Source organism: Bradyrhizobium sp. sGM-13 (genome assembly GCF_018398875.1).
Classification (GTDB): domain Bacteria; phylum Pseudomonadota; class Alphaproteobacteria; order Rhizobiales; family Xanthobacteraceae; genus Bradyrhizobium.
The window spans coordinates 159000-178943 of sequence record NZ_JAGWDK010000013.1 but is presented as its reverse complement, the minus strand read 5'-3'; the positions used below and the strand labels follow the sequence as shown (position 1 = coordinate 178943).

The window sequence follows — 19944 nt, the reverse complement described above, 5'->3', positions numbered from 1 at the left end:
CGCGGCCTGTGTTGCCCTAAATATCTGATAAATCTCTTGGCATCTGGCATGCCACTGAACTAGAGTTGGCTGGCAGACTGGCAGGAACGAGACGTTTCGATGGATCACGACGTACACGACCTACAAAAAGTCCGCTCGTTCGATCATCCGGGCGCGGGACGGAAGCGGGCCAAGGCAACGCCGAAGGGCCGCCAGGTCGACCCCACCGCCGCCCATGAGATCGAGCTCCTGCTCGGCGATCGGTCGCGGCGCCGCGACCTGCTGATCGAGCATCTGCACCTGATCCAGGACAAGTATCACCAGATCTCGGCGGCGCATCTGGCGGCGCTTGCCGACGAGATGAAGCTGTCGTTTGCCGAAGTGTTCGAGACCGCGACCTTCTACGCGCATTTCGACGTGGTGAAGGAGGGCGCGCCCGATATCGCGCCGCTGACCATCCGGGTCTGCGATTCGCTGACCTGCGCCATGATGGGCGCGGAGAAGCTGTTGCACGAACTGCAGGACAGTGCCGGCCCCGGCATCCGCGTGGTGCGCGCGCCCTGCGTTGGCCGCTGCGACACCGCGCCCGCCGCCGAAGTCGGCCATCACTTTGTCGATCATGCCACGGTTACGAATGTGCTCGCCGCCGCCAAGGCCGGCGACACCCACGCACATCTGCCCAAATATACAGAATATGACGTCTATGTCGCAGGCGGCGGCTACAAGCTGCTCAATCGCCTGCGCTCCGGCGCGATGACGAAAGAAGACCTGCTGAAGGCGCTCGACGACGCTTCGCTGCGCGGGCTCGGCGGCGCGGGCTTTCCGACCGGGCGCAAATGGCGCGCGGTGCTGGGTGAGCCCGGCCCGCGGCTGATGGCGATCAACGGAGACGAGGGCGAACCCGGCACGTTCAAGGACCGCTTCTATCTCGAAACCGATCCGCATCGCTTCATCGAGGGCATGCTGATCGGCGCGCATGTCGTTGAAGCGACCGACGTCTATATCTATCTGCGCGACGAATATCCGGCGTCGCGCGAAATCCTCACCCGTGAAATCGCAAAATTGCCGCCGGGCGGTCCCGTGCTGCATATGCGTCGCGGCGCGGGCGCCTACATTTGCGGCGAGGAGTCCTCGCTGCTCGAATCGATCGAGGGCAAGCGTGGTCTGCCCAGGCACAAGCCGCCTTATCCGTTCCAGGTCGGCCTGTTCGGCCTGCCGACGCTGATCAACAATATCGAGACGCTGTGGTGGGTGCGCGACATTGTCGAGAAGGGCGCCGACTGGTGGAAGAGCCACGGCCGCAACGACCGTCACGGCCTGCGCAGCTACTCGGTCTCGGGCCGCGTGAAAAATCCCGGCATGAAGCTGGCGCCGGCCGGCGTCACCGTGCGCGAACTGATCGACGAGTTCTGCGGCGGCATGGCCGACGGCCACACCTTCCACGCCTATCTGCCGGGCGGCGCGTCGGGCGGCATCCTGCCGGCGTCGATGGATAACATTCCGCTCGATTTCGGCACACTGGAAAAATACGGCTGCTTCATCGGCTCCGCCGCTGTTGTCATCCTGTCCGAGCAAGACAGTGTGAAGGGCGCGGCGTTGAACCTGATGAAATTCTTCGAGGATGAAAGCTGCGGCCAGTGCACGCCGTGCCGTGTTGGAACCCAGAAGGCGGCGCTTTTGATGCAGCGGCCGGTCTGGGACCGCGAATTGCTGGACCAATTGAGCCAGGCGATGCGCGACGCCTCGATCTGCGGGCTTGGACAAGCCGCGTCGAATCCGCTGACGTCAGTGATTAAATATTTTCCGGAAGAATTCGTGCCGAAAGAGGCCGCGGAATGACCAAGATCAAGTTCGAACTCGACGGCCAACAGGTCGAGGCCAGCGCGGGCGAGACCATCTGGCAGGTGGCAAAACGCCACCAGAAGGAAATCCCGCATCTCTGTTATTCGCCGGAGCCGGACTACCGGCCTGACGGCAATTGCCGCGCCTGCATGGTCGAGATCGAGGGCGAGCGCGTGCTGGCCGCGTCCTGCAAGCGCACGCCGAGCGTCGGCATGAAGGTGAAGACCGAAAGCGCCCGCGCCGTCGCGGCGCAAAAGATGGTGATGGAATTGCTGGTCGCCGACCAGCCCGCGCGCGAGACCTCGCACGATCCCGATTCGAAATTCTGGCACTGGGCCGAAAAGGTCGAGGTGACCGAGAGCCGTTTCCCGGCGGCCGAGCGGTGGCAGGGCGATACCAGCCATCCCGCGATGAGCGTCAATCTCGATGCCTGCATTCAGTGCGGCCTATGCGTGCGCGCCTGCCGCGAGGTTCAGGTCAACGACGTCATCGGCATGGCCTATCGCAATGCCGGCGCCAAGATCGTGTTCGACTTCGACGACCCCATGGGTGAATCGACCTGCGTCGCCTGCGGCGAGTGCGTGCAGGCCTGCCCGACCGGCGCCTTGATGCCGTCGGTGATGCTGGACGAGAACCAGACCCGCGTCACTTACGCTGACAGACAAGTCGATTCGCTGTGCCCGTTCTGCGGCGTCGGCTGCCAGGTCACCTATCAGGTCAAGGACGAGAAGGTCATCTACGCCGAGGGCCGCGACGGCCCGGCCAACCACAACCGGCTCTGCGTCAAGGGTCGTTTTGGTTTTGATTACATCCATCACCCGCATCGGCTGACAAAGCCGCTGGTGCGGCTGCCCAATGCGAAGAAGGATGCCAACGACCAGGTCGATCCGGCCAATCCGTTCACGCATTTCCGCGAAGCTTCGTGGGAAGAGGCGCTGGATATCGCCGCAAAAGGCCTCGTGAAAATTCGCGACGAGAAGGGCGTCAAGGCGCTGGCCGGCTTCGGCTCGGCCAAGGGCTCCAATGAAGAGGCGTATCTGTTCCAAAAACTGGTGCGCACCGGCTTCGGCTCCAACAATGTCGACCATTGCACGCGGCTCTGTCACGCCTCGTCGGTCGCGGCGCTGATGGAAGGGTTGAATTCCGGTGCTGTGTCCGCGCCGTTTGCCGCTGCCATGGATGCCGAAGTCATCATCGTGATCGGCGCCAATCCGGCCGTGAACCATCCGGTCGCCGCCACCTACCTCAAGAACGCAGCCAAGCGTGGTGCCAAGCTGATCGTGATGGATCCGCGCACGCAGTCGCTGTCGCGCCACGCCTGGAAGCATCTCGCCTTCAAGCCCGGCAGCGACGTCGCGATGTTGAACGCGATGCTCCACACCATCATCACCGAAGGGCTGACCGATCAGCAATATATCGCGGGCTATACCGAAGGCTTTGACGAGCTCGCCGAGCGTATCAAGGAATTCCCGCCGGAGAAGATGGAAGCGATCTGCGGTATCCCTGCCGAGACGCTCAAGGAAGTGGCGCGAACATACGCGCGCTCGCAGGCCTCGATCATCTTCTGGGGCATGGGCATCAGCCAGCACATTCATGGCACCGACAATGCGCGCTGCCTGATCGCGCTGGCGCTGACGACAGGCCAGGTCGGCCGTCCCGGCACCGGCCTGCATCCGCTGCGCGGCCAGAACAACGTGCAGGGCGCCTCCGACGCCGGCCTGATCCCGATGTTCCTGCCGGACTACCAGCCGGTCGGACGCACCGACCTGCGCGAGCCTTTCGAGAAGCTCTGGCATCAGGACCTCGACCCTGTGCGCGGCCTCACCGTCGTCGAGATCATGGATGCGATCCATGCCGGCGAGATCAACGGCATGTATATCGAGGGCGAAAACCCCGCGATGTCGGATCCCGACCTGCAGCATGCGCGCGAGGCGCTGGCCAAGCTCGATCATCTGGTGGTGCAGGATCTCTTCGTCACGGAAACCGCATTCCATGCCGATGTGATCCTGCCGGCGTCTGCGTTCGCCGAAAAGAGCGGCACCTTCACCAATACCGACCGCCGCGTGCAGCTTGCGCGGGAAGTGATCCGTCCGCCGGGCGATGCGCGGCAGGATCTCTGGATCATCCAGGAGATCGGCAAGCGCATGGGGCTGCCGTGGAACTACGACGGCCCGGCCGACGTCTTCACCGAGATGACACAGGTGATGCCGTCGCTGAAGAACATCACCTGGGAGCGGCTGGTGCGCGAGGGTGCGGTGACCTATCCGGTCGACGATCCGAACAAGCCCGGCAACGAGATCATTTTCACCACGGGTTTCCCGACCGCGAGCGGCCGCGGCAAGATCGTCCCGGCCAAGGTGATCGCGCCGGACGAGGTGCCCGACGCCGAATATCCGATGGTGCTCTCGACCGGCCGCGTGCTCGAGCACTGGCACACCGGCTCGATGACCCGCCGCGCATCCGTGCTCGATCAGCTAGAACCCGAGGCGGTGGCGTTCATGTCGCCGAAGGACATGCGCAAGCTCAGCGTCTGGCCCGGCGATTTCATCAAGCTGGAAACCCGCCGCGGCGCGGTCGAGGTCAAGGTGCGCTCCGACCGCGACGTGCCGGAGAACATGGTTTTCATGCCGTTCTGCTACGCGGAAGCGGCGGCGAACTTGCTGACCAACCCAGCGCTTGATCCGTTCGGCAAGATCCCTGAATTCAAATTCTGCGCCGTGCGCGCCGAAAAGCTGGCGCTACAGTCGGCGGCGGAGTAGGCGGCCCGTTACCCCATCTACAAAAGTCACGCAAAATTGTCGGCGCAAACTGGCTCGTACAGTGGGCTGACATTCTGCGGCACGGGCGGGACGCTGGTCCGGCGCGATGTCGTGCTGATGTGCTGCGCTTCCACGAATGCACCTAGGATTGCCAGCGCCAGATCGGCGTGACGGCCTTCGACTGCCTGATCCAGCCAATCCGGCAGTTCGCGTTGCCGCGACAACGCGCAATGCCATTCACCGTCATCGTAGGCGAGGCGGCGGACCCGCCATTGCGGCAATTCCAGATCGATCAGCGCCAGCGCGGCATCGATCCAGGCGTGAGATTGGATCAACTGCTCGATGCGGGCGGTCTTTGCGCCGTGGGCTGTGGACGGAAAGCGCCGGCATGCTGCGGCGATGTCGGAGAGGAATTCGATCGTGGCGTCGCGAAGCCGATCGCCGAGATCGGTGGTGGTCCGGTGTTCCAAAAGAATTGACATGGCGTCATCTCGTTCATTCGCGCGGCCGCGACTGCAACCGCACTCCCAAACTGGCGAAAACGCCATTCGAAAACGAGTGGGGGCGAGGGTTGGAAATATAGGGATTTCATATGGAGTTATCCCCGTCGTCCCTGCGAACGCAGGGACCCATACTCCGCGGCCGGTGTTGTTTGGAAAAGAAAGATAACGAGCAGGTCGCGAAATAATTAACGCCTGTGGTTATGGGTCCCTGCGTTCGCAGGGACGACGGAATGCGTTTTATGAGATTCCTATAACGTCGCCATCCTTCCCGTCTCGAAAACCTATGCGCCCGGTGGCACCTCAGGCCGGAACGCATAGCCGTATCTTTGGCTGCGCGGTTCACGTCGCAGAGGAACATCCCATGCTGGACATCGTGATGCTGGCGCTCGCTCTCGGCCTCTTCGTGGCGGGCATTGGTTATGCCTATGTCTGCGAGCGGTTGTGAGGGAGAGCGCCATGATCTTCGACTACTCGCTCGCTGGTCTCGTCTCTCTCGGTCTGCTGTTTTACCTGACCTACACGCTGTTGCGCCCCGAGCGGTTCTGATCTCACATCCAGAGGTAATCCCATGACCGTCATCGGCTGGATTCAAGTTCTATTGTACTGCGCGATCGTGGTCGCGCTCGTAAAGCCGCTCGGCTGGTACATGACGCGCGTCTTCAGCGGCGAGCGCACACCCCTCACGCCGATCCTGAGACCGGTCGAGGTCGGGCTGTACAGGATCGGTGGCGTTGACGAGAAACGCGAGCAGCATTGGCTGACCTACACGGTCGCGATGTTGCTGTTCCATGTCGGCGGCTTCCTCATCATTTACGGCGTGATGCGGCTGCAGGCGCTGCTGCCGTTCAACCCGGCGGGACAATCCGCCGTCGCCCAGGATTTGTCCTTCAATACCGCGATTTCCTTCATCACCAACACCAACTGGCAGAACTACGGCGGCGAAAGCACGCTGTCGTACCTGACGCAGATGCTGAGCCTGACGCCTCAGAATTTCCTGTCGGCCGCGACCGGCATCGCGCTCGCAGTGGCTCTGATCCGCGGCTTCTCCCGTTCCTCGATGCGCACGATCGGCAATTTCTGGGTCGACGTCACGCGCTGCACGCTTTACGTGCTGCTGCCGATCTGCATCGTCTATACGCTGTTCCTGGTGTGGCAGGGCGTACCGCAGACGCTCGGCGCCTATGTCGAGGCGACCACGCTGGAAGGCGGCAAGCAGACCATCGCGGTCGGCCCTGTCGCTTCGCAGGTCGCTATCAAAATGCTCGGCACCAATGGCGGCGGCTTCTTCAATGCCAATGCCGCACATCCCTTTGAAAACCCCACCGCGCTATCGAACTTCGTGCAGATGATCTCGATCTTTGCGCTCGGCGCGGCGCTGACCAACGTGTTCGGCCGGATGGTTGGCAACCAGCGGCAGGGGTGGGCGATTCTCGGCGTAATGGGCGTTCTCTTCCTTGCCGGCGTCGCCGTCACCTATTGGGCCGAAGCCAACGGCACCTCGATGCTGAGCGCGCTGGGTTTCTCTGGCGGCAACATGGAAGGCAAGGAAGTCCGCTTCGGCATCGTCGCCTCCTCACTCTTCGCGGTCATTACCACCGCTGCCTCCTGCGGCGCCGTCAATGCCATGCATGACTCCTTCACCGCGCTCGGCGGCATGATCCCGCTGCTCAATATCCAACTCGGCGAAATCATCGTCGGCGGCGTCGGCGCGGGGCTTTACGGTATGCTGTTGTTCGTCGTGCTGGCGATCTTCGTCGCCGGCCTGATGGTCGGCCGCACGCCGGAATTTGTCGGCAAGAAGATCGAGGCGCGCGAGGTCAAAATGGCGATGCTTGCGATCCTGATCCTGCCGCTGATGATTTTGGGCTGGACGGCCGTTGCGGTCGTCTTCCCTCCGGCGGTGGCGTCGATGGCCAATGCCGGTCCGCATGGCTTTACCGAGGTGCTCTATGCCTTCACCTCGGCGACCGGCAATAACGGCTCGGCCTTCGGCGGCCTGACCGGCAATACCTTCTTTTACAATCTGACGCTCGCCAGCTCGATGTTTGTCGGCCGCTTCTTCATGATCGTGCCGGCAATGGCGCTGGCGGGGTCGCTTGCGGCCAAGAAATCGATCCCGCCCTCGGCCGGCACGCTGCCGACCACCGGCGGCCTGTTCGTCGGCCTCGTCGTCGGCGTCATCCTGATCATCGGCGGCCTGACCTTCTTCCCGGCGCTGGCGCTGGGGCCGATCGTCGAGCACCTGGCGATGAACGCCAACACCTTGTTCTGATCGAAGCCGTCAGGAGTTACGTCCATGGAAATCATGAAATTGCAGAAGAAGGCGACGGCGTCGGCGATGTTCGATCCGAGCATCGTGCTGCCGGCAATCCGCGCGGCCTTTGCAAAACTCGATCCGCGGCTGATGGTGAAGAACCCCGTGATGTTCGTGGTCGAAATCGTGGCCGCGCTCACGACCGTGATATTCCTGCGCAATCTGGTGGCCGGCAGCGAGAGCCTCGCCTTCACCTTCCAGATCATCCTGTGGCTGTGGTTCACCGTGCTGTTCGCCAACTTTGCCGAGGCTGTTGCCGAAGGCCGCGGCAAGGCGCAGGCTGAGTCGTTGAAGAAGACCCGCACTGAGAGCAAGGCGAAATTGCTGGAAGGTCCCGGCAAGAACTATCGTCTGGTTTCCGGCACCAGCCTGAAGGTGGGTGACATCGTCCTGGTCGAGGCCGGCGACAACATCCCCTCTGATGGCGAGGTGATCGAGGGTGTGGCTTCCGTGAACGAGGCCGCGATCACGGGTGAATCCGCGCCTGTAATCCGCGAATCCGGCGGTGACCGTTCGGCGGTGACCGGCGGCACGCAAGTGCTGTCGGACTGGATCCGCGTTCGGATCACGGCGGCGCAGGGCTCGACCTTCATCGACCGCATGATCAAGCTGGTGGAAGGAGCGGAGCGGCAGAAGACGCCGAATGAGATCGCGCTCAATATTCTGCTCGCAGGCCTGACGATTATCTTTGTGTTCGCCACCGTGACGATTCCGAGCTACGCGGCCTATGCCGGCGGCTCGATTTCGGTAGTAGTGCTGGTGGCGCTGTTCGTCACGCTAATTCCGACCACAATCGGCGCGCTGCTGTCGGCGATCGGCATCGCCGGCATGGACCGGCTGGTGCGCTTCAACGTGCTCGCCATGTCGGGCCGTGCGGTGGAGGCCGCCGGCGACGTCGATACGCTGCTGCTGGACAAGACCGGCACCATCACACTTGGCAACCGGCAGGCCACGGCGTTTCGCCCCTTGCGCGGTGTTACCGAACAGGAGTTGGCCGATGCGGCACAACTCGCCTCGCTCGCCGACGAGACGCCGGAAGGTCGCTCGATCGTCGTGCTGGCGAAAGAGAAATACGGCATCCGCGGCCGCGACATGAAGGAGCTCAATGCGAGCTTCATTCCCTTCACCGCGCAGACACGCATGAGCGGCATCGACGCCGGGTCATCGTCGGTGCGCAAGGGCGCGGTGGATGCGATCCTGAATTACGTCGATGGTGGCGGCGCGATCCGCGCGGTCGCTTCCGGGAATGCGGCGCGCGCTGTGTCGGGCGTCCTCTTGGAGGTGGCCCGTGAGATCCAAGCGATTTCCGACGAGGTCTCGAAAGCCGGCGGCACGCCGCTGGCGGTCGCCAAAGACGGCAAACTGCTCGGCGTCGTGCATCTGAAGGACATCGTCAAGGGCGGCATCCGGGAGCGCTTTGCGGAATTGCGCCGCATGGGCATCCGCACCGTGATGATCACCGGCGACAATCCGATGACCGCAGCCGCCATTGCGGCCGAGGCCGGCGTCGACGATTTCCTTGCCCAGGCAACGCCGGAGGACAAGCTGAAGCTGATCCGCGACGAGCAGGCCAAGGGCAAGCTGGTGGCAATGTGCGGCGACGGCACCAACGACGCGCCGGCGCTGGCGCAGGCCGACGTCGGCGTCGCCATGAATACCGGCACGCAGGCGGCGCGCGAGGCCGGCAACATGGTCGATCTCGATTCCAATCCGACCAAGCTGATCGAGGTGGTCGAGATCGGCAAGCAGCTTCTGATGACGCGCGGCGCGCTGACCACGTTCTCGATCGCCAACGACGTCGCAAAGTATTTCGCCATCATCCCGGCGATGTTCCTGGCATTCTACCCGCAGCTCGAAGTGCTCAACGTCATGCACCTCGCAAGCCCGCAGAGCGCCATCCTGTCCGCGATCATCTTCAACGCGCTGATCATCGTCGCGCTGATCCCGCTGGCACTGAAAGGCGTCGCTTATCGGGCGGTCGGGGCGGGGGCGCTCTTGCGCCGTAACCTGCTGATCTACGGCTTCGGCGGCATCATCGTTCCCTTTATCGGCATCAAGGCCATCGACCTTGCGGTTGTGGCTTTGCATCTGGCCTAGCCCCGTCATTGCGAGCGAAGCGAACCAATCCATATGACCGTGTCAAGAACGCGGGATTGCTTCGTCGCTTTGCTCGCAATGACGAAAACACTTACGGAGACTCACTATGCTTCGCGAAATTCGTCCCGCGATCCTCATCCTGCTGCTGCTCACCGCGATCACCGGCCTTGCCTATCCCCTCGCCATGACCGCCATCGCCGGCGCGATCTTTCCGAGACAGGCGCAAGGCAGCCTGATCGAGAAGGATGGCAAGGTCATCGGCTCGGCCCTGATCGGGCAAGAGTTCAAGGACGACAAATATTTCCACGGCCGCCCGTCCGCGACTTCGGCGCCGGACCCGGCCGATCCGACCAAGACGGTCTCCGCGCCCTATAACGCCGCCAATTCCGGTGGCTCCAATTTGGGTCCGACCAGCAAGGCCTTGAAGGACCGGATCAAGGAGGACTTCGCGAAGCTGAAGACCGAAAACCCGGCCGCTCCCATACCGGTCGATCTCGTCACCACCTCCGGCAGCGGACTCGATCCCGATATCTCGCCGGAAGGCGCGCTATTCCAGGTCCCGCGCGTGGCGAAGGCCCGCAACCTGCCGGAGGCGCGCGTCCAGCAACTGGTTACCGAGCACGTTCAGGGCCGCATGGCTGGATTGCTTGGCGAGCCGCGCATTAACGTACTGGCCTTGAATCTAGCGCTGGATGAGGTTTCAAAATGAGACCCGCTAGGCCCCTTGAAGGGTGAGGACTATACTGCCGCATGGTCCAAGCCCGCCGCGACCCCGAACAACGTCCCTCGCCGGAGGCCCTGCTGGAGGCAGCGCGGCGCGAGGAGAGCCGCGCTGGCAAGCTCAAGATCTTTGTCGGTGCCGCGCCCGGCGTCGGCAAGACCTATGAGATGCTGCAGAGCGCCCACGCCAAGAAGAAGGCCGGTGCCGATGTCGTGATCGGCATCGTCGAAACCCACGGCCGGGCCGAAACCGAGGTGCTTCTGAACGGTCTCGAGGTGCTGCCGCGCAGGCGGCTTGTCTACAAGGAGCAGACGCTCGAGGAGATGGACCTGGATGCGCTGATCGCGCGGCGGCCACAGATCGCGCTCGTCGATGAACTCGCTCACACCAATGCGCCAGGCAGCCGTCATCCCAAGCGCTATCTCGACGTCGAGGAATTGCTGTCCCATGGCATCGACGTCTATACGGCAGTCAATATCCAGCACATCGAGAGCCTCAATGACGTGGTCGCGCAGATCACGCATGTGCGGGTCCGCGAGACGGTGCCGGATTCCGTGTTCGACCGCGCGGACGCCATTGAGCTGATCGACCTCACGCCCGACGATCTGATCCAGCGGCTGAAGGAGGGCAAGGTCTACGTTCCCAAACAGGCCGAGCGCGCGCTGGAGCATTATTTCTCGCCGGGCAACCTGACCGCGCTGCGCGAGCTGGCGCTGCGGCGTACCGCCGAACGCGTCGACGAGCAGCTGCTCACCCATATGCAGGCCAACGCAATAGCAGGCCCCTGGGCGGCGGGCGAGCGCATCCTGGTTTGCGTCAGCGAAGATCCGCGTGCGGCCGGGCTGGTGCGCTATACCAAGCGGCTGGCGGACCGGCTGCACGCGCAATGGACCGCGATCAGCATCGAGACGCGCCGTAGCCTGCGACTGACCGACGAGCAGCGCGACCGGCTGGCTGATACCATGCGGCTGGCGGAAGCGCTGGGCGGCGAGGCGCTGACCATCCCCGGCGTCGGCCGCCGCATCGCCGACGACGTCATCCATTTCGCGCATGCCAACAACGTCACGCAGATCATCATCGGCAAGTCGACCCGCTCGTGGTGGTTCGAACTGACGCGCGGTTCTGTCGTGCACGATCTGGTGCGCCGCGCCGGCCATATCAGCGTCCACGTCATCCCCGGCGACGAACAGGGCGTGGCGAAAGCGGCGGTGCAGACCGCGGCGCGGCAGGAGCCATTCAACCTGCGGTCTTACATGATGGCGCTGCTGTTCGTCGCGATCAGTCTCGGCGCTGCCGAACTGATCCAGCCGATGTTCGCTGGCATCGAGAACGTCGATCTCGTCTTCCTCACCGCCGTGGTCGGCGTCGCCGTTCGCTACGGGCTATGGCCATCGCTGCTGGCGAGCGTCGCGGCGTCGCTATGTTACAATTTCTTCTTTATGCCGCCGTTCTATACCTTCACCATCGCCGATCCGACCAACGTCGCCGCCTTCTTCTTCTTCTTGCTGATTGCGCTGTTGGTCTCCAATGTGGCGGCACGAATCCGCTCTCAGGCGGACACCGCGATCGGCCGGGTGCGTACCACCGAATTGCTCTACGCCTTCAGCCGCAAGCTCGCCGGAACTGCGACGCTGGACGATGTGCTATGGGCGACCGCCTATCAGACCGCGCTGATGCTGAAGGTGAGGGTGGTGCTGCTGTTGCCGGAGGACGGCGTGCTCACCGTGAAGTCGGGCTATCCGCCCGAGGATCAACTGGGCGAGGCCGATCTGGCCGCTGCCAAATGGGCCTGGGACAACGACCGTGCGGCCGGGCGCGGCTCGGATACGCTACCGGGCGCCAAGCGGCTGTTCCTGCCGATGCGAACCGGGCGCGGCGCGATCGGCGTCATCGGCATCGACGACGACCGCACCGGTCCGTTGCTGACGCCGGATCAGCGCCGCCTGCTGGATGCGCTGGTCGATCAGGGCGCGCTGGCGATCGAGCGCGTGCTGCTGGTGGAAGACATGGAGCGGGTCAAGCGCACGATGGAATCCGACCGGCTGCGCGGCGCGCTGTTGACCTCGATCTCGCACGATCTGAAGACGCCGTTGGCCTCGGTGCTCGGTGCCGCTTCCACCCTGCGCGATCTCGGCTCCAGCCTCAACGACGCACAGAAGAACGAACTGCTCGCCACCATGATCGACGAATCCGAGCGCCTCAATCGCTTCATCGCCAATCTGCTCGACATGACCAAGCTGGAATCCGGCGCGATCGTGCCGAATACCGCGCCGCATGACGTCTCCGAGATCGTCGGCAGCACGCTGCGCCGCGCGAACAAGATCCTGCTGCACCACAAGGTGTCACTGGAACTCAGCCCCAATCTGCCGATGCTGGAGCTGGATGCGGTTCTGTTCGAACAGGTATTGTTCAATTTGCTCGACAACGCGGCCAAATACGCGCCGGCCGGTACCACGATTTCGATCCGGGGAACGCGCGATCAGGCAAGTGTGTCGCTGCAGATCCTCGACGAAGGTAGCGGTATTCCGCCTGCGGAGGTGGAAAACGTGTTCGACAAGTTCTATCGCGCCCAAAAGGGCGATCACGTCCGTGCGGGCACCGGGCTGGGGCTCGCCATCTCGCGCGGTTTCGTCGAGGCGATGCATGGCACGATATCGGCCGCCAATCGTACCGATCGCTCTGGAGCCATCATCACGATTCGACTGCCCGTCCCGGCCTCCGATAGCGCGCTGGATACCGCCGCATGAACGCCGCCCAGATCAGGGTTTTGGTGATCGACGACGAGCCGCCGATCCGCAAATTGCTGCGGATGGGGCTGAGCACGCAGGGCTACGACATCCTCGAAGCCTCCAATGGCAAGATTGCGCTGGAAAAGCTCGCGGAAGGCCCGGCGCTGATTATCCTCGATCTTGGCCTGCCCGACATCCAGGGTCATGATCTCCTGCGCATGATCCGCGGCCGCAACGAGAGCGTGCCGATCGTGGTACTGTCGAGCCGCGGTGACGAGGCCGGCAAGGTGCAGGCGCTCGACCTCGGCGCCGACGATTATCTGACCAAGCCGTTCGGCATGGACGAGTTGCTGGCGCGGATGCGCGCAGCGCTCCGGCACCAATTGCAGGTGCAGGGCGAACGGCCGGTATTCCGCGCTGGCGATCTCTCGGTCGATCTGGTGCGCCGCATCGTCAAGGTCGGCGAGCGCGAAGTAAAACTCTCGCCGAAGGAATACGAATTGTTGCGCGTCTTGGTGCAGCACGCCGGCAAGGTGCTGACCCATCGCTTCCTGTTGAAGGAGCTGTGGGACGAGCTGACGGATGCACAATATCTGCGCGTCTATGTCCGCCAGCTCCGCCAGAAGATCGAAGCCGATCCTGAGCGTCCGCAATTCGTGCTGACCGAGACGGGGATCGGGTATAGGTTGCGGGCACCGGATTGATCATACCAAGAGGACGCAACGCTATGGCTGAGAGCGTTATGTATCACGAAGGTAACAGGCGATTGCAGGACCGGTTCGACAGCCGCCGGATTTCGGACCGGCTGGAAGAGAAGCTGATGCGCAAGGAATTTTCGGCCGACGACAAGCAGTTCATCGAAGGCCTGCCCTATTTCTTTCTGGCAACCGCCGACGCCGAGGGCCGGCCCGATTGCTCGTTCAAGGGCGGAGCGCCGGGGTTTGTGCGCATCACCGGGCCTTCCGAGCTCGCATTTCCCGACTATGACGGCAACGGGATGTTCAAGAGTCTCGGCAACATCGTCGTCAATGCCGATGTAGGCCTGCTGTTCATCGCCATGCACGACAAGCCGCGGCGTTTGCGTGTCAACGGCCGCGCCAGCGTGAGCGGGAGCGACCCGCTGCTAGCCGAGACCGTCGGCGCGCAGCTCATCGTTCGCGTGACGGCGCGTGCGATCTTCCCGAACTGTCCGCGTTATATTCCGACGATGAGTTCGATCGAACCGTCGATCTATGTGCCTCAAGCCGGACAGGACGCGCCGGAGCCGGCGTGGAAGGGCTTTGCAGACTTCAAGGACTGCATTCATCCGCGGCAACCGACATTCAAGGGGTAGGGAGCGATTGTAGCCCACACCGAAAATCATCCTCGTCGTCCCTGCCTAGTGTGCAATTGCGCACGGGGCGCAGGAACCATAACCACCGACCTAGATTGCAGCGAAGGCAACTGGCCCCATCGCACCGCAGATGAGCCGCGGCGTATAGGTCCCTGCGTTCGCAGGGACGACGGCGAAAGTATTTGCAATGAACAGAGGCGGCCTAGATCGCCGTCATCTCGCCCTTGGTGCAGGCGTCCCGCAGCTTGAATTTTTGGATTTTGCCCGATCCGGTCAGCGGGAATGCGTCCACGATGTACCAGTGTTTTGGCGTTTTGTGCGGGGCGAGCGAGGCGCGCATGTAGGTGATCAGCTCTTCCTTGTCGATCACCGCGCCCGGCGCCGGGCGGATAAAGGCTGCGACCTCTTCGCCCCATTTCTCATGGGGCAGGCCAATGACGGCGACCTCGCCGACCTTGGGATGCTTGAACAACAGTTCTTCCAGCTCGCGCGGATAGATATTTTCGCCGCCGCGGATGATCATATCCTTCAGCCGGCCTTCCACGGTGCAGTAGCCGCGCGCGTCCATCGCGCAGAGATCGCCGGTGTGCAGCCAGCCGTCGGCGTCGATCGCAGCCGCAGTCGCATCGGGCAATTCGAAGTAACCGATCATGACGTGGTAGCCGCGGGTGCAGAACTCGCCGATCGTGCCGATCGGAACGGTCTCGCCGGTGTTGGGATCGATGATCTTGGTTTCCATATTGGGCAGCGGTAGGCCGATCGTGTTGGCCTTGTCCTCGACGCTGTCATGGGTGCGGGTCTGCGCCGCGACCGGGGAGCATTCGGTCTGCCCGAAAACAATCGTAAAGGGCGCGCCGAGCTTTTCCTCCAGGAGCCGCACCAGCGAGGCCGGCACTGTCGAGCCGCCGGAGCAGATCGCCTTGACGGAGGACAGATCGGTCGCCGCGAATGTCGGGTGCTCCAGCATCGCAACCAGCATGGTGGGCACGCCGAGCATGGCGTTGCCGCGATAGGTCCCGAGCATTTCCAACACCAGCCCAGGCTCGAAAGCCTCGACCAGCACCGTGGTCGCAGCCTTCGATACCGCGCCGATCACGCAGCAGACGCAGCCGCCGGTATGAAACAGCGGCATCGTGGTGACGAAGACGTCGCCGTCGTCGACGCCCATCCGGTCGGCGGTATCGGCACCGTTGTTGAGCAGCCCGCGATGCCGGAGCAGGGCGCCTTTCGGAAAGCCGGTCGTGCCCGACGTATACTGGATCATGACGGGATCGTCGGGGCTGACGGCCGGCAGCTTGATGCCTTCGTCATTGCCGGCCGCGATGAAGGCATTCCAGTCGTCGAAGCAGATGATCTCGCGCAGCTCGGGGCAGTTCGGCGCCACCGCCTGCACGGTCTCCAGCATCGGGTTGCCGCGAAAGCCGTTGACCACGAAGACCCCGGCCGAGCGCGACTGCTTCAGCACATATTCCACTTCCCGGGCGCGGAAGGCCGGGTTGACCGTGACGAGCACCATGCCCGCCATGCCGGCACCGAATTCGAGCATCATCCATTCCGGGATGTTCTGCGCCCAGACGGCAATGCGCTCGCCGGGCTTGAAGCGCGACAGCAGCGCGCGGGCGGTGCGCTGGGCTTCGCGATAGAACTGTGCGTAGGTCCATTGCCGCCGCTGCGCCGGGTCAGGCACGCCCGCGATCAGAGCGAGGCGATCGGGCGCGGCCTCAGCCGCCTTGCGCAAGAGATCGCCGAACGTCATCTCCCGTACCGCAGGCGTGGTCGGTCCTGCGACGTGCGACTTCGTCAATGCCATTCAATCCTCCCCGGTCCGGCGCCGCTATTGTCGGTGGCGTCAGTTCCCAAGAGGAAAATGCCTTCCGGTTTCGGGTAATGCAAGCGGGAGGGTGGCCAAGGCGCGCGAGAACCGCGTGAGCAACGACGCGATATGCCTGCGTTAGCTCGCCTTGCGGTGCCTGGCTGTAGACCGGTGCGCTTTCCTTGCCGTCCGGCGCGTCGGCGCCCGCCGCGAAGCCGTGGCGTGGGCGCGCCGTTTCGTCGCCGCTTTGCCTTTCAGGCTCGCCTTCAGCGCGTCCATCAGGTTGATGACGTTGTCCGGCCTTGCCTCGGGCTCGGCAACCTTGATCGGCTTGCCGGAAGCCTTGCGGCGCACCAGCGCCTTCAGCGCGTCCTCATACTCATCCTTGAACTTCGAGGGATCGAAATGCGCGGCCATTTTGTGCAGGATATGGCCCGCGAGTTCGACCATGTCCTTGGTGATCTTCGGGGTCTTGATATCATCGAAGAAGTCGTCCTCGTCGCGCAGCTCGTACGGATACCGCAACGTGGTGCCGAGCAATCCCTTGCCGAGCGGCTCGATCGCCATGACGTGCTCGCGGTTGGTCAGCACGATGCGCGCCAGCGCCACCCGTTCCTCGTCCTTCATGGCGTCCCGGATCACCGCGAAGGCGTCCACCGCGGCCTTGCCGTCGGGGGCGATGTAATAGGGGTGGTTGTAGTAGCGCTTGTCGATTTCGTCCCGCGGCACAAAACTGTCGATCTCGATCGTATGATTGCTCTCGATCTGGACGGCTTCGAGTTCCTTCTTCTCGATCTCGACATACTGACCCTTTTTCAGCTCATAGCCGCGGCCTTTCTGGTCGCTCTCGACGACGTCGCCGGTCTCGGCATCGATCATCTGCTGTTTCAGCCGGTTGCCGGTCTCCTTGTTGATCATGTGAAAGCGGGTTTTCTCGACTGATGTCGAGGCCGGATACAGCACGACCGGACACGACACCAAAGAGAGTTTCAGCGAGCCTTTCCAGTAGGCGCGGGGGGCCATTGCAATCTCCAGGCGCGGTTTGGGTTTGGGAACTTCAACGGTTAGTATGGGTTTTCGTTCCGGGCGTTGCCGCGGGGCGGTTTTGATTGAGGTGTGGCCGTGGCGTTGAAGAAGCTCAGCACGTATCGCAAGAAACGCGATTTCCGCAAAACGGCGGAGCCCTCCGGCGACGTCGAGGTCGCGCCCGCCCGAAAGCGGCGGTTCGTGATTCAGAAGCATGATGCAAGCCGGCTGCACTACGATCTCAGGCTGGAATTCGACGGCGTGTTCAAATCCTGGGCCGTCACCAAGGGGCCGTCACTCGACCCTCACGACAAGCGGCTCGCGGTCGAGGTCGAGGACCACCCGCTCGATTACGGTGATTTTGAAGGCACCATTCCGGAAGACCAGTACGGCGGCGGCACGGTGATGCTGTGGGACCGGGGCTATTGGGAGTCCGATGATCCCGACCGCGGCTTCAAGAAGGGCGACCTGAAATTCACCCTGCATGGCGATAAGCTGCATGGAAGCTGGGTGCTGGTGCGGATGCGGGGCGACCGATACGGCGGCAAGCGCACCAACTGGCTCCTGATCAAGCACCGTGACGAATTCGTTAGGGAAGGCGAGGATAACGACATTCTCGACGAGGACCGTTCGGTCGCCTCCGGGCGCACGATGGAACAGATCGCGCAAGGCAAGGGCAAGGCGCCAAAGCCGTTCATGCTGGCTACGAAGACAAAGGCCGATGCGGTCTGGCAATCCAACCGCGGCGATGCCGCCGAAGCGCGGACCTTGCGGAAGACGGCCGCCTTGCGGGCCGCGCCGGAGATCAAGACGCGCGCGCCCGCGCCAGCCGTCAAGCCGAAGAAGGTCGCGGCGATGCCGGATTTCGTGGCGCCGCAGCTTTGCACAGTCGTCGAACGGCCGCCCGGCGGCGCGGGCTGGTGTCACGAGATCAAGTTCGACGGCTACCGGGTGCAATTGCGGGTCGAGGACGGCGATGCTGTGCTCTACACCCGAAAAGGCCTCGACTGGACCAACAAATTCCAGGCGATCGCCGAGGAAGCGAAATCGCTTCCTGACGTGCTGATCGACGGCGAGATCGTCGCGCTCGATCATAACGGCGCGCCTAACTTCTCGACCCTGCAGGCGGCGCTGTCGGACGGCGACAGCGAGAGCCTGATCTTCTATGCGTTCGACCTGCTGTTCGCCAATGGTGAAGATCTTCGCAAGCTCCCGCTCGGCGACCGCAAGGCGCGGCTGAAGAAATTGCTGGAGGCGCAGAAGGGCAAGGACAAGCAGATCCGCTATGTCGAGCATTTTGAAAGCGGCGGCGATGCCGTCCTGCAATCGGCCTGCAAGCTCGAACTGGAGGGCATTGTCTCCAAGAAACTCGATCTGCCCTATCGCTCGGGCCGCACCGAGAGCTGGACCAAGGCGAAATGCCGCGCCGGGCACGAGGTGGTGCTGGGCGGCTGGAAGACCACCAACGGAAAATTCCGGTCGCTGATGGCCGGCGTCTACCGGGGCGATCATCTCGCCTTTGTCGGTATGGTCGGTACCGGTTTCGGGCAGGACAAGGTCCGCCGCATTATGCCGGCGCTGAAAGCAGCCGCCTCCGACAAGAACCCGTTCGGCGGCCAGAACGCGCCAAAGAAAACCCGCGACGTGCATTGGCTGAAGCCGGAGCTGGTCGCCGAGATCGAATTCGCAGGGTTCACCGCGGACGGAAATATTCGTCAGGCTGCGTTCAAGGGCCTGCGGCAGGATAAGCCGGCCGAGGAGGTGGAGGCGGAAACACCGTCCAAGGCAGGCGTCGCGCAGCCGAAGCCCGGCAAGGGCAAGGGCAAGGATGCGAAGGTGCGGGCAACGCCCGCAACAACGAACAAGACCGGCGACGTCATGGGCGTGGTGATCTCAAAGCCGGACAAGGAGCTGTGGCCCGACGCCGGCGACGGCGAGGGCGTTACAAAGCTCGACCTCGCGCAATATTTCGAGGCCGTCGGCGAGTGGATGATCGGCCACCTCAGAGGCCGTCCATGCTCGATCGTTCGCGCGCCCGACGGCATCCATGGCGAGAAGTTCTTTCAACGCCACGCCATGCAAGGCGCGTCCAACCTGTTCGAGCTGGCCAAGGTCTCGGGCGACCGCAAGCCCTATCTGCAGATCGACCGGGTCGAGGGATTGGCGGCGGTGGCGCAGATCGGCGGCCTCGAATTGCATCCCTGGAATTGTGCGCCGGACGCTTACGACACACCGGGACGTCTGGTGTTCGATCTCGATCCCGCGCCCGATGTTGAATTCTCAGACGTCATCGAGGCGGCAAAGGACATGCGCCAGCGGTTGACTGCAGTTGGCCTCGAAAGCTTCTGCAAGACCACCGGCGGCAAGGGGCTGCACGTCGTGACGCCGCTGCTGCATGGCGCAAGGGACAAGGTTTCATGGAAGGAGGCCAAGGCGTTCGCGCAAGGCGTCTGCCAGTGGATGGCGAACGATGATCCCGAGCGCTATCTGCTCAACATGTCGAAGAAGCTGCGCAAGGGAAAAATTTTCCTCGACTATCTTCGCAACGACCGGATGTCGACGGCGATCGCTGCCTTGTCGCCCCGTGCGCGCGAGCGTGCTACCGTGTCGATGCCGTTGACCTGGACGCAGGTGCGCGGCGATCTCGATCCGAAGAAGTACACGATCCGCACCGTGCCGTCGCTACTGGCGAAGACGAAAGCATGGGACGGTTACGATGACGCGGCAGCGTCGATCAAGCCGGCGATGAAGAAATTGGCCTCGATGTAGGGCGGGCAAAGCGACATCGTGCCCACCATCTTTATCTCAACAAGAAAGGTGGGCACGGC

General features: G+C 63.1%; 14 protein-coding genes. 11 read left to right on the top strand and 3 right to left on the bottom strand.

The genetic code is table 11. The annotated features are described in order from the left end of the window. Positions 1 to 99 precede the first annotated feature (99 nt). The gene (locus KJQ96_RS21445; RefSeq protein ID WP_213288521.1) at positions 100 to 1818 is read left to right on the top strand and encodes an NADH-ubiquinone oxidoreductase-F iron-sulfur binding region domain-containing protein; all 1719 of its coding nucleotides are present in this window, start codon (positions 100 to 102) and stop codon (positions 1816 to 1818) included. Continuing rightward, positions 1815 to 4580 carry a formate dehydrogenase subunit alpha gene (gene fdhF, locus KJQ96_RS21440; RefSeq protein ID WP_213288520.1) on the top strand — a complete coding sequence of 922 codons (2766 nt, stop codon included), beginning with the start codon at positions 1815 to 1817 and terminating at the stop codon, positions 4578 to 4580. Before KJQ96_RS21445 ends, fdhF begins: the two co-directional genes overlap by 4 nt. A 26-nt stretch (positions 4581 to 4606) precedes the next feature. Here fdhF and KJQ96_RS21435 read toward each other — a convergent pair whose 3' ends face one another. Then, the gene (locus KJQ96_RS21435; RefSeq protein WP_213288519.1) at positions 4607 to 5062 is read right to left on the bottom strand and encodes a hypothetical protein; all 456 of its coding nucleotides are present in this window, start codon (positions 5060 to 5062) and stop codon (positions 4607 to 4609) included. Positions 5063 to 5366: 304 nt separating this feature from the next. On the opposite strand from KJQ96_RS21435, the gene KJQ96_RS21430 reads away from it, so the two are divergent. The 8 genes from KJQ96_RS21430 to KJQ96_RS21395 all read left to right on the top strand — a co-directional run bounded on the left by KJQ96_RS21430 (position 5367) and on the right by KJQ96_RS21395 (position 14277). Further along, positions 5367 to 5528 (top strand): hypothetical protein, encoded by a 162-nt coding sequence (locus KJQ96_RS21430; protein ID WP_213288518.1) that lies wholly within the window; start codon positions 5367 to 5369, stop codon positions 5526 to 5528. A gap of 11 nt (positions 5529 to 5539) precedes the next feature. After that, positions 5540 to 5629 (top strand): K(+)-transporting ATPase subunit F, encoded by a 90-nt coding sequence (locus KJQ96_RS21425; RefSeq protein WP_213288517.1) that lies wholly within the window; start codon positions 5540 to 5542, stop codon positions 5627 to 5629. A gap of 22 nt (positions 5630 to 5651) precedes the next feature. Further along, positions 5652 to 7355 (top strand): potassium-transporting ATPase subunit KdpA, encoded by a 1704-nt coding sequence (kdpA, locus tag KJQ96_RS21420; protein ID WP_213288516.1) that lies wholly within the window; start codon positions 5652 to 5654, stop codon positions 7353 to 7355. 24 nt (positions 7356 to 7379) lie between these two features. Beyond that, on the top strand, positions 7380 to 9494 hold the full coding sequence (gene kdpB / locus KJQ96_RS21415) for a potassium-transporting ATPase subunit KdpB (protein WP_213288515.1): 2115 nt from the start codon (positions 7380 to 7382) through the stop codon (positions 9492 to 9494). Positions 9495 to 9600: 106 nt separating this feature from the next. Next, positions 9601 to 10203 carry a K(+)-transporting ATPase subunit C gene (locus KJQ96_RS21410; protein ID WP_213288514.1) on the top strand — a complete coding sequence of 201 codons (603 nt, stop codon included), beginning with the start codon at positions 9601 to 9603 and terminating at the stop codon, positions 10201 to 10203. Positions 10204 to 10244: 41 nt separating this feature from the next. Then, positions 10245 to 12962, top strand: a complete 2718-nt coding sequence (locus KJQ96_RS21405) for a sensor histidine kinase KdpD (RefSeq protein WP_213288513.1) — start codon at positions 10245 to 10247, stop codon at positions 12960 to 12962. Further along, complete coding sequence (locus KJQ96_RS21400; RefSeq protein WP_213288512.1) at positions 12959 to 13648, top strand: response regulator; 690 nt, start codon at positions 12959 to 12961, stop codon at positions 13646 to 13648. Before KJQ96_RS21405 ends, KJQ96_RS21400 begins: the two co-directional genes overlap by 4 nt. Before the next feature lie 23 nt (positions 13649 to 13671). Continuing rightward, the gene (locus KJQ96_RS21395) at positions 13672 to 14277 is read left to right on the top strand and encodes a pyridoxamine 5'-phosphate oxidase family protein (protein ID WP_213288511.1); all 606 of its coding nucleotides are present in this window, start codon (positions 13672 to 13674) and stop codon (positions 14275 to 14277) included. Positions 14278 to 14479: 202 nt separating this feature from the next. Here the strand turns inward: KJQ96_RS21395 and KJQ96_RS21390 are convergent, their stop codons facing one another. Both KJQ96_RS21390 and KJQ96_RS21385 read right to left on the bottom strand, forming a co-directional pair. Next, the gene (locus KJQ96_RS21390; protein ID WP_213288510.1) at positions 14480 to 16087 is read right to left on the bottom strand and encodes an AMP-binding protein; all 1608 of its coding nucleotides are present in this window, start codon (positions 16085 to 16087) and stop codon (positions 14480 to 14482) included. A 141-nt stretch (positions 16088 to 16228) separates the two neighbouring features. Continuing rightward, positions 16229 to 17113 (bottom strand): Ku protein, encoded by an 885-nt coding sequence (locus KJQ96_RS21385; protein ID WP_213288509.1) that lies wholly within the window; start codon positions 17111 to 17113, stop codon positions 16229 to 16231. 99 nt (positions 17114 to 17212) lie between these two features. Here KJQ96_RS21385 and ligD point away from each other — a divergent pair, with 99 nt between their 5' ends. Continuing rightward, positions 17213 to 19885: a DNA ligase D gene (gene ligD / locus KJQ96_RS21380; RefSeq protein ID WP_213288508.1), complete on the top strand. Its 2673-nt coding sequence runs from the start codon at positions 17213 to 17215 to the stop codon at positions 19883 to 19885. The last annotated feature ends 59 nt before the right edge of the window (positions 19886 to 19944 follow it).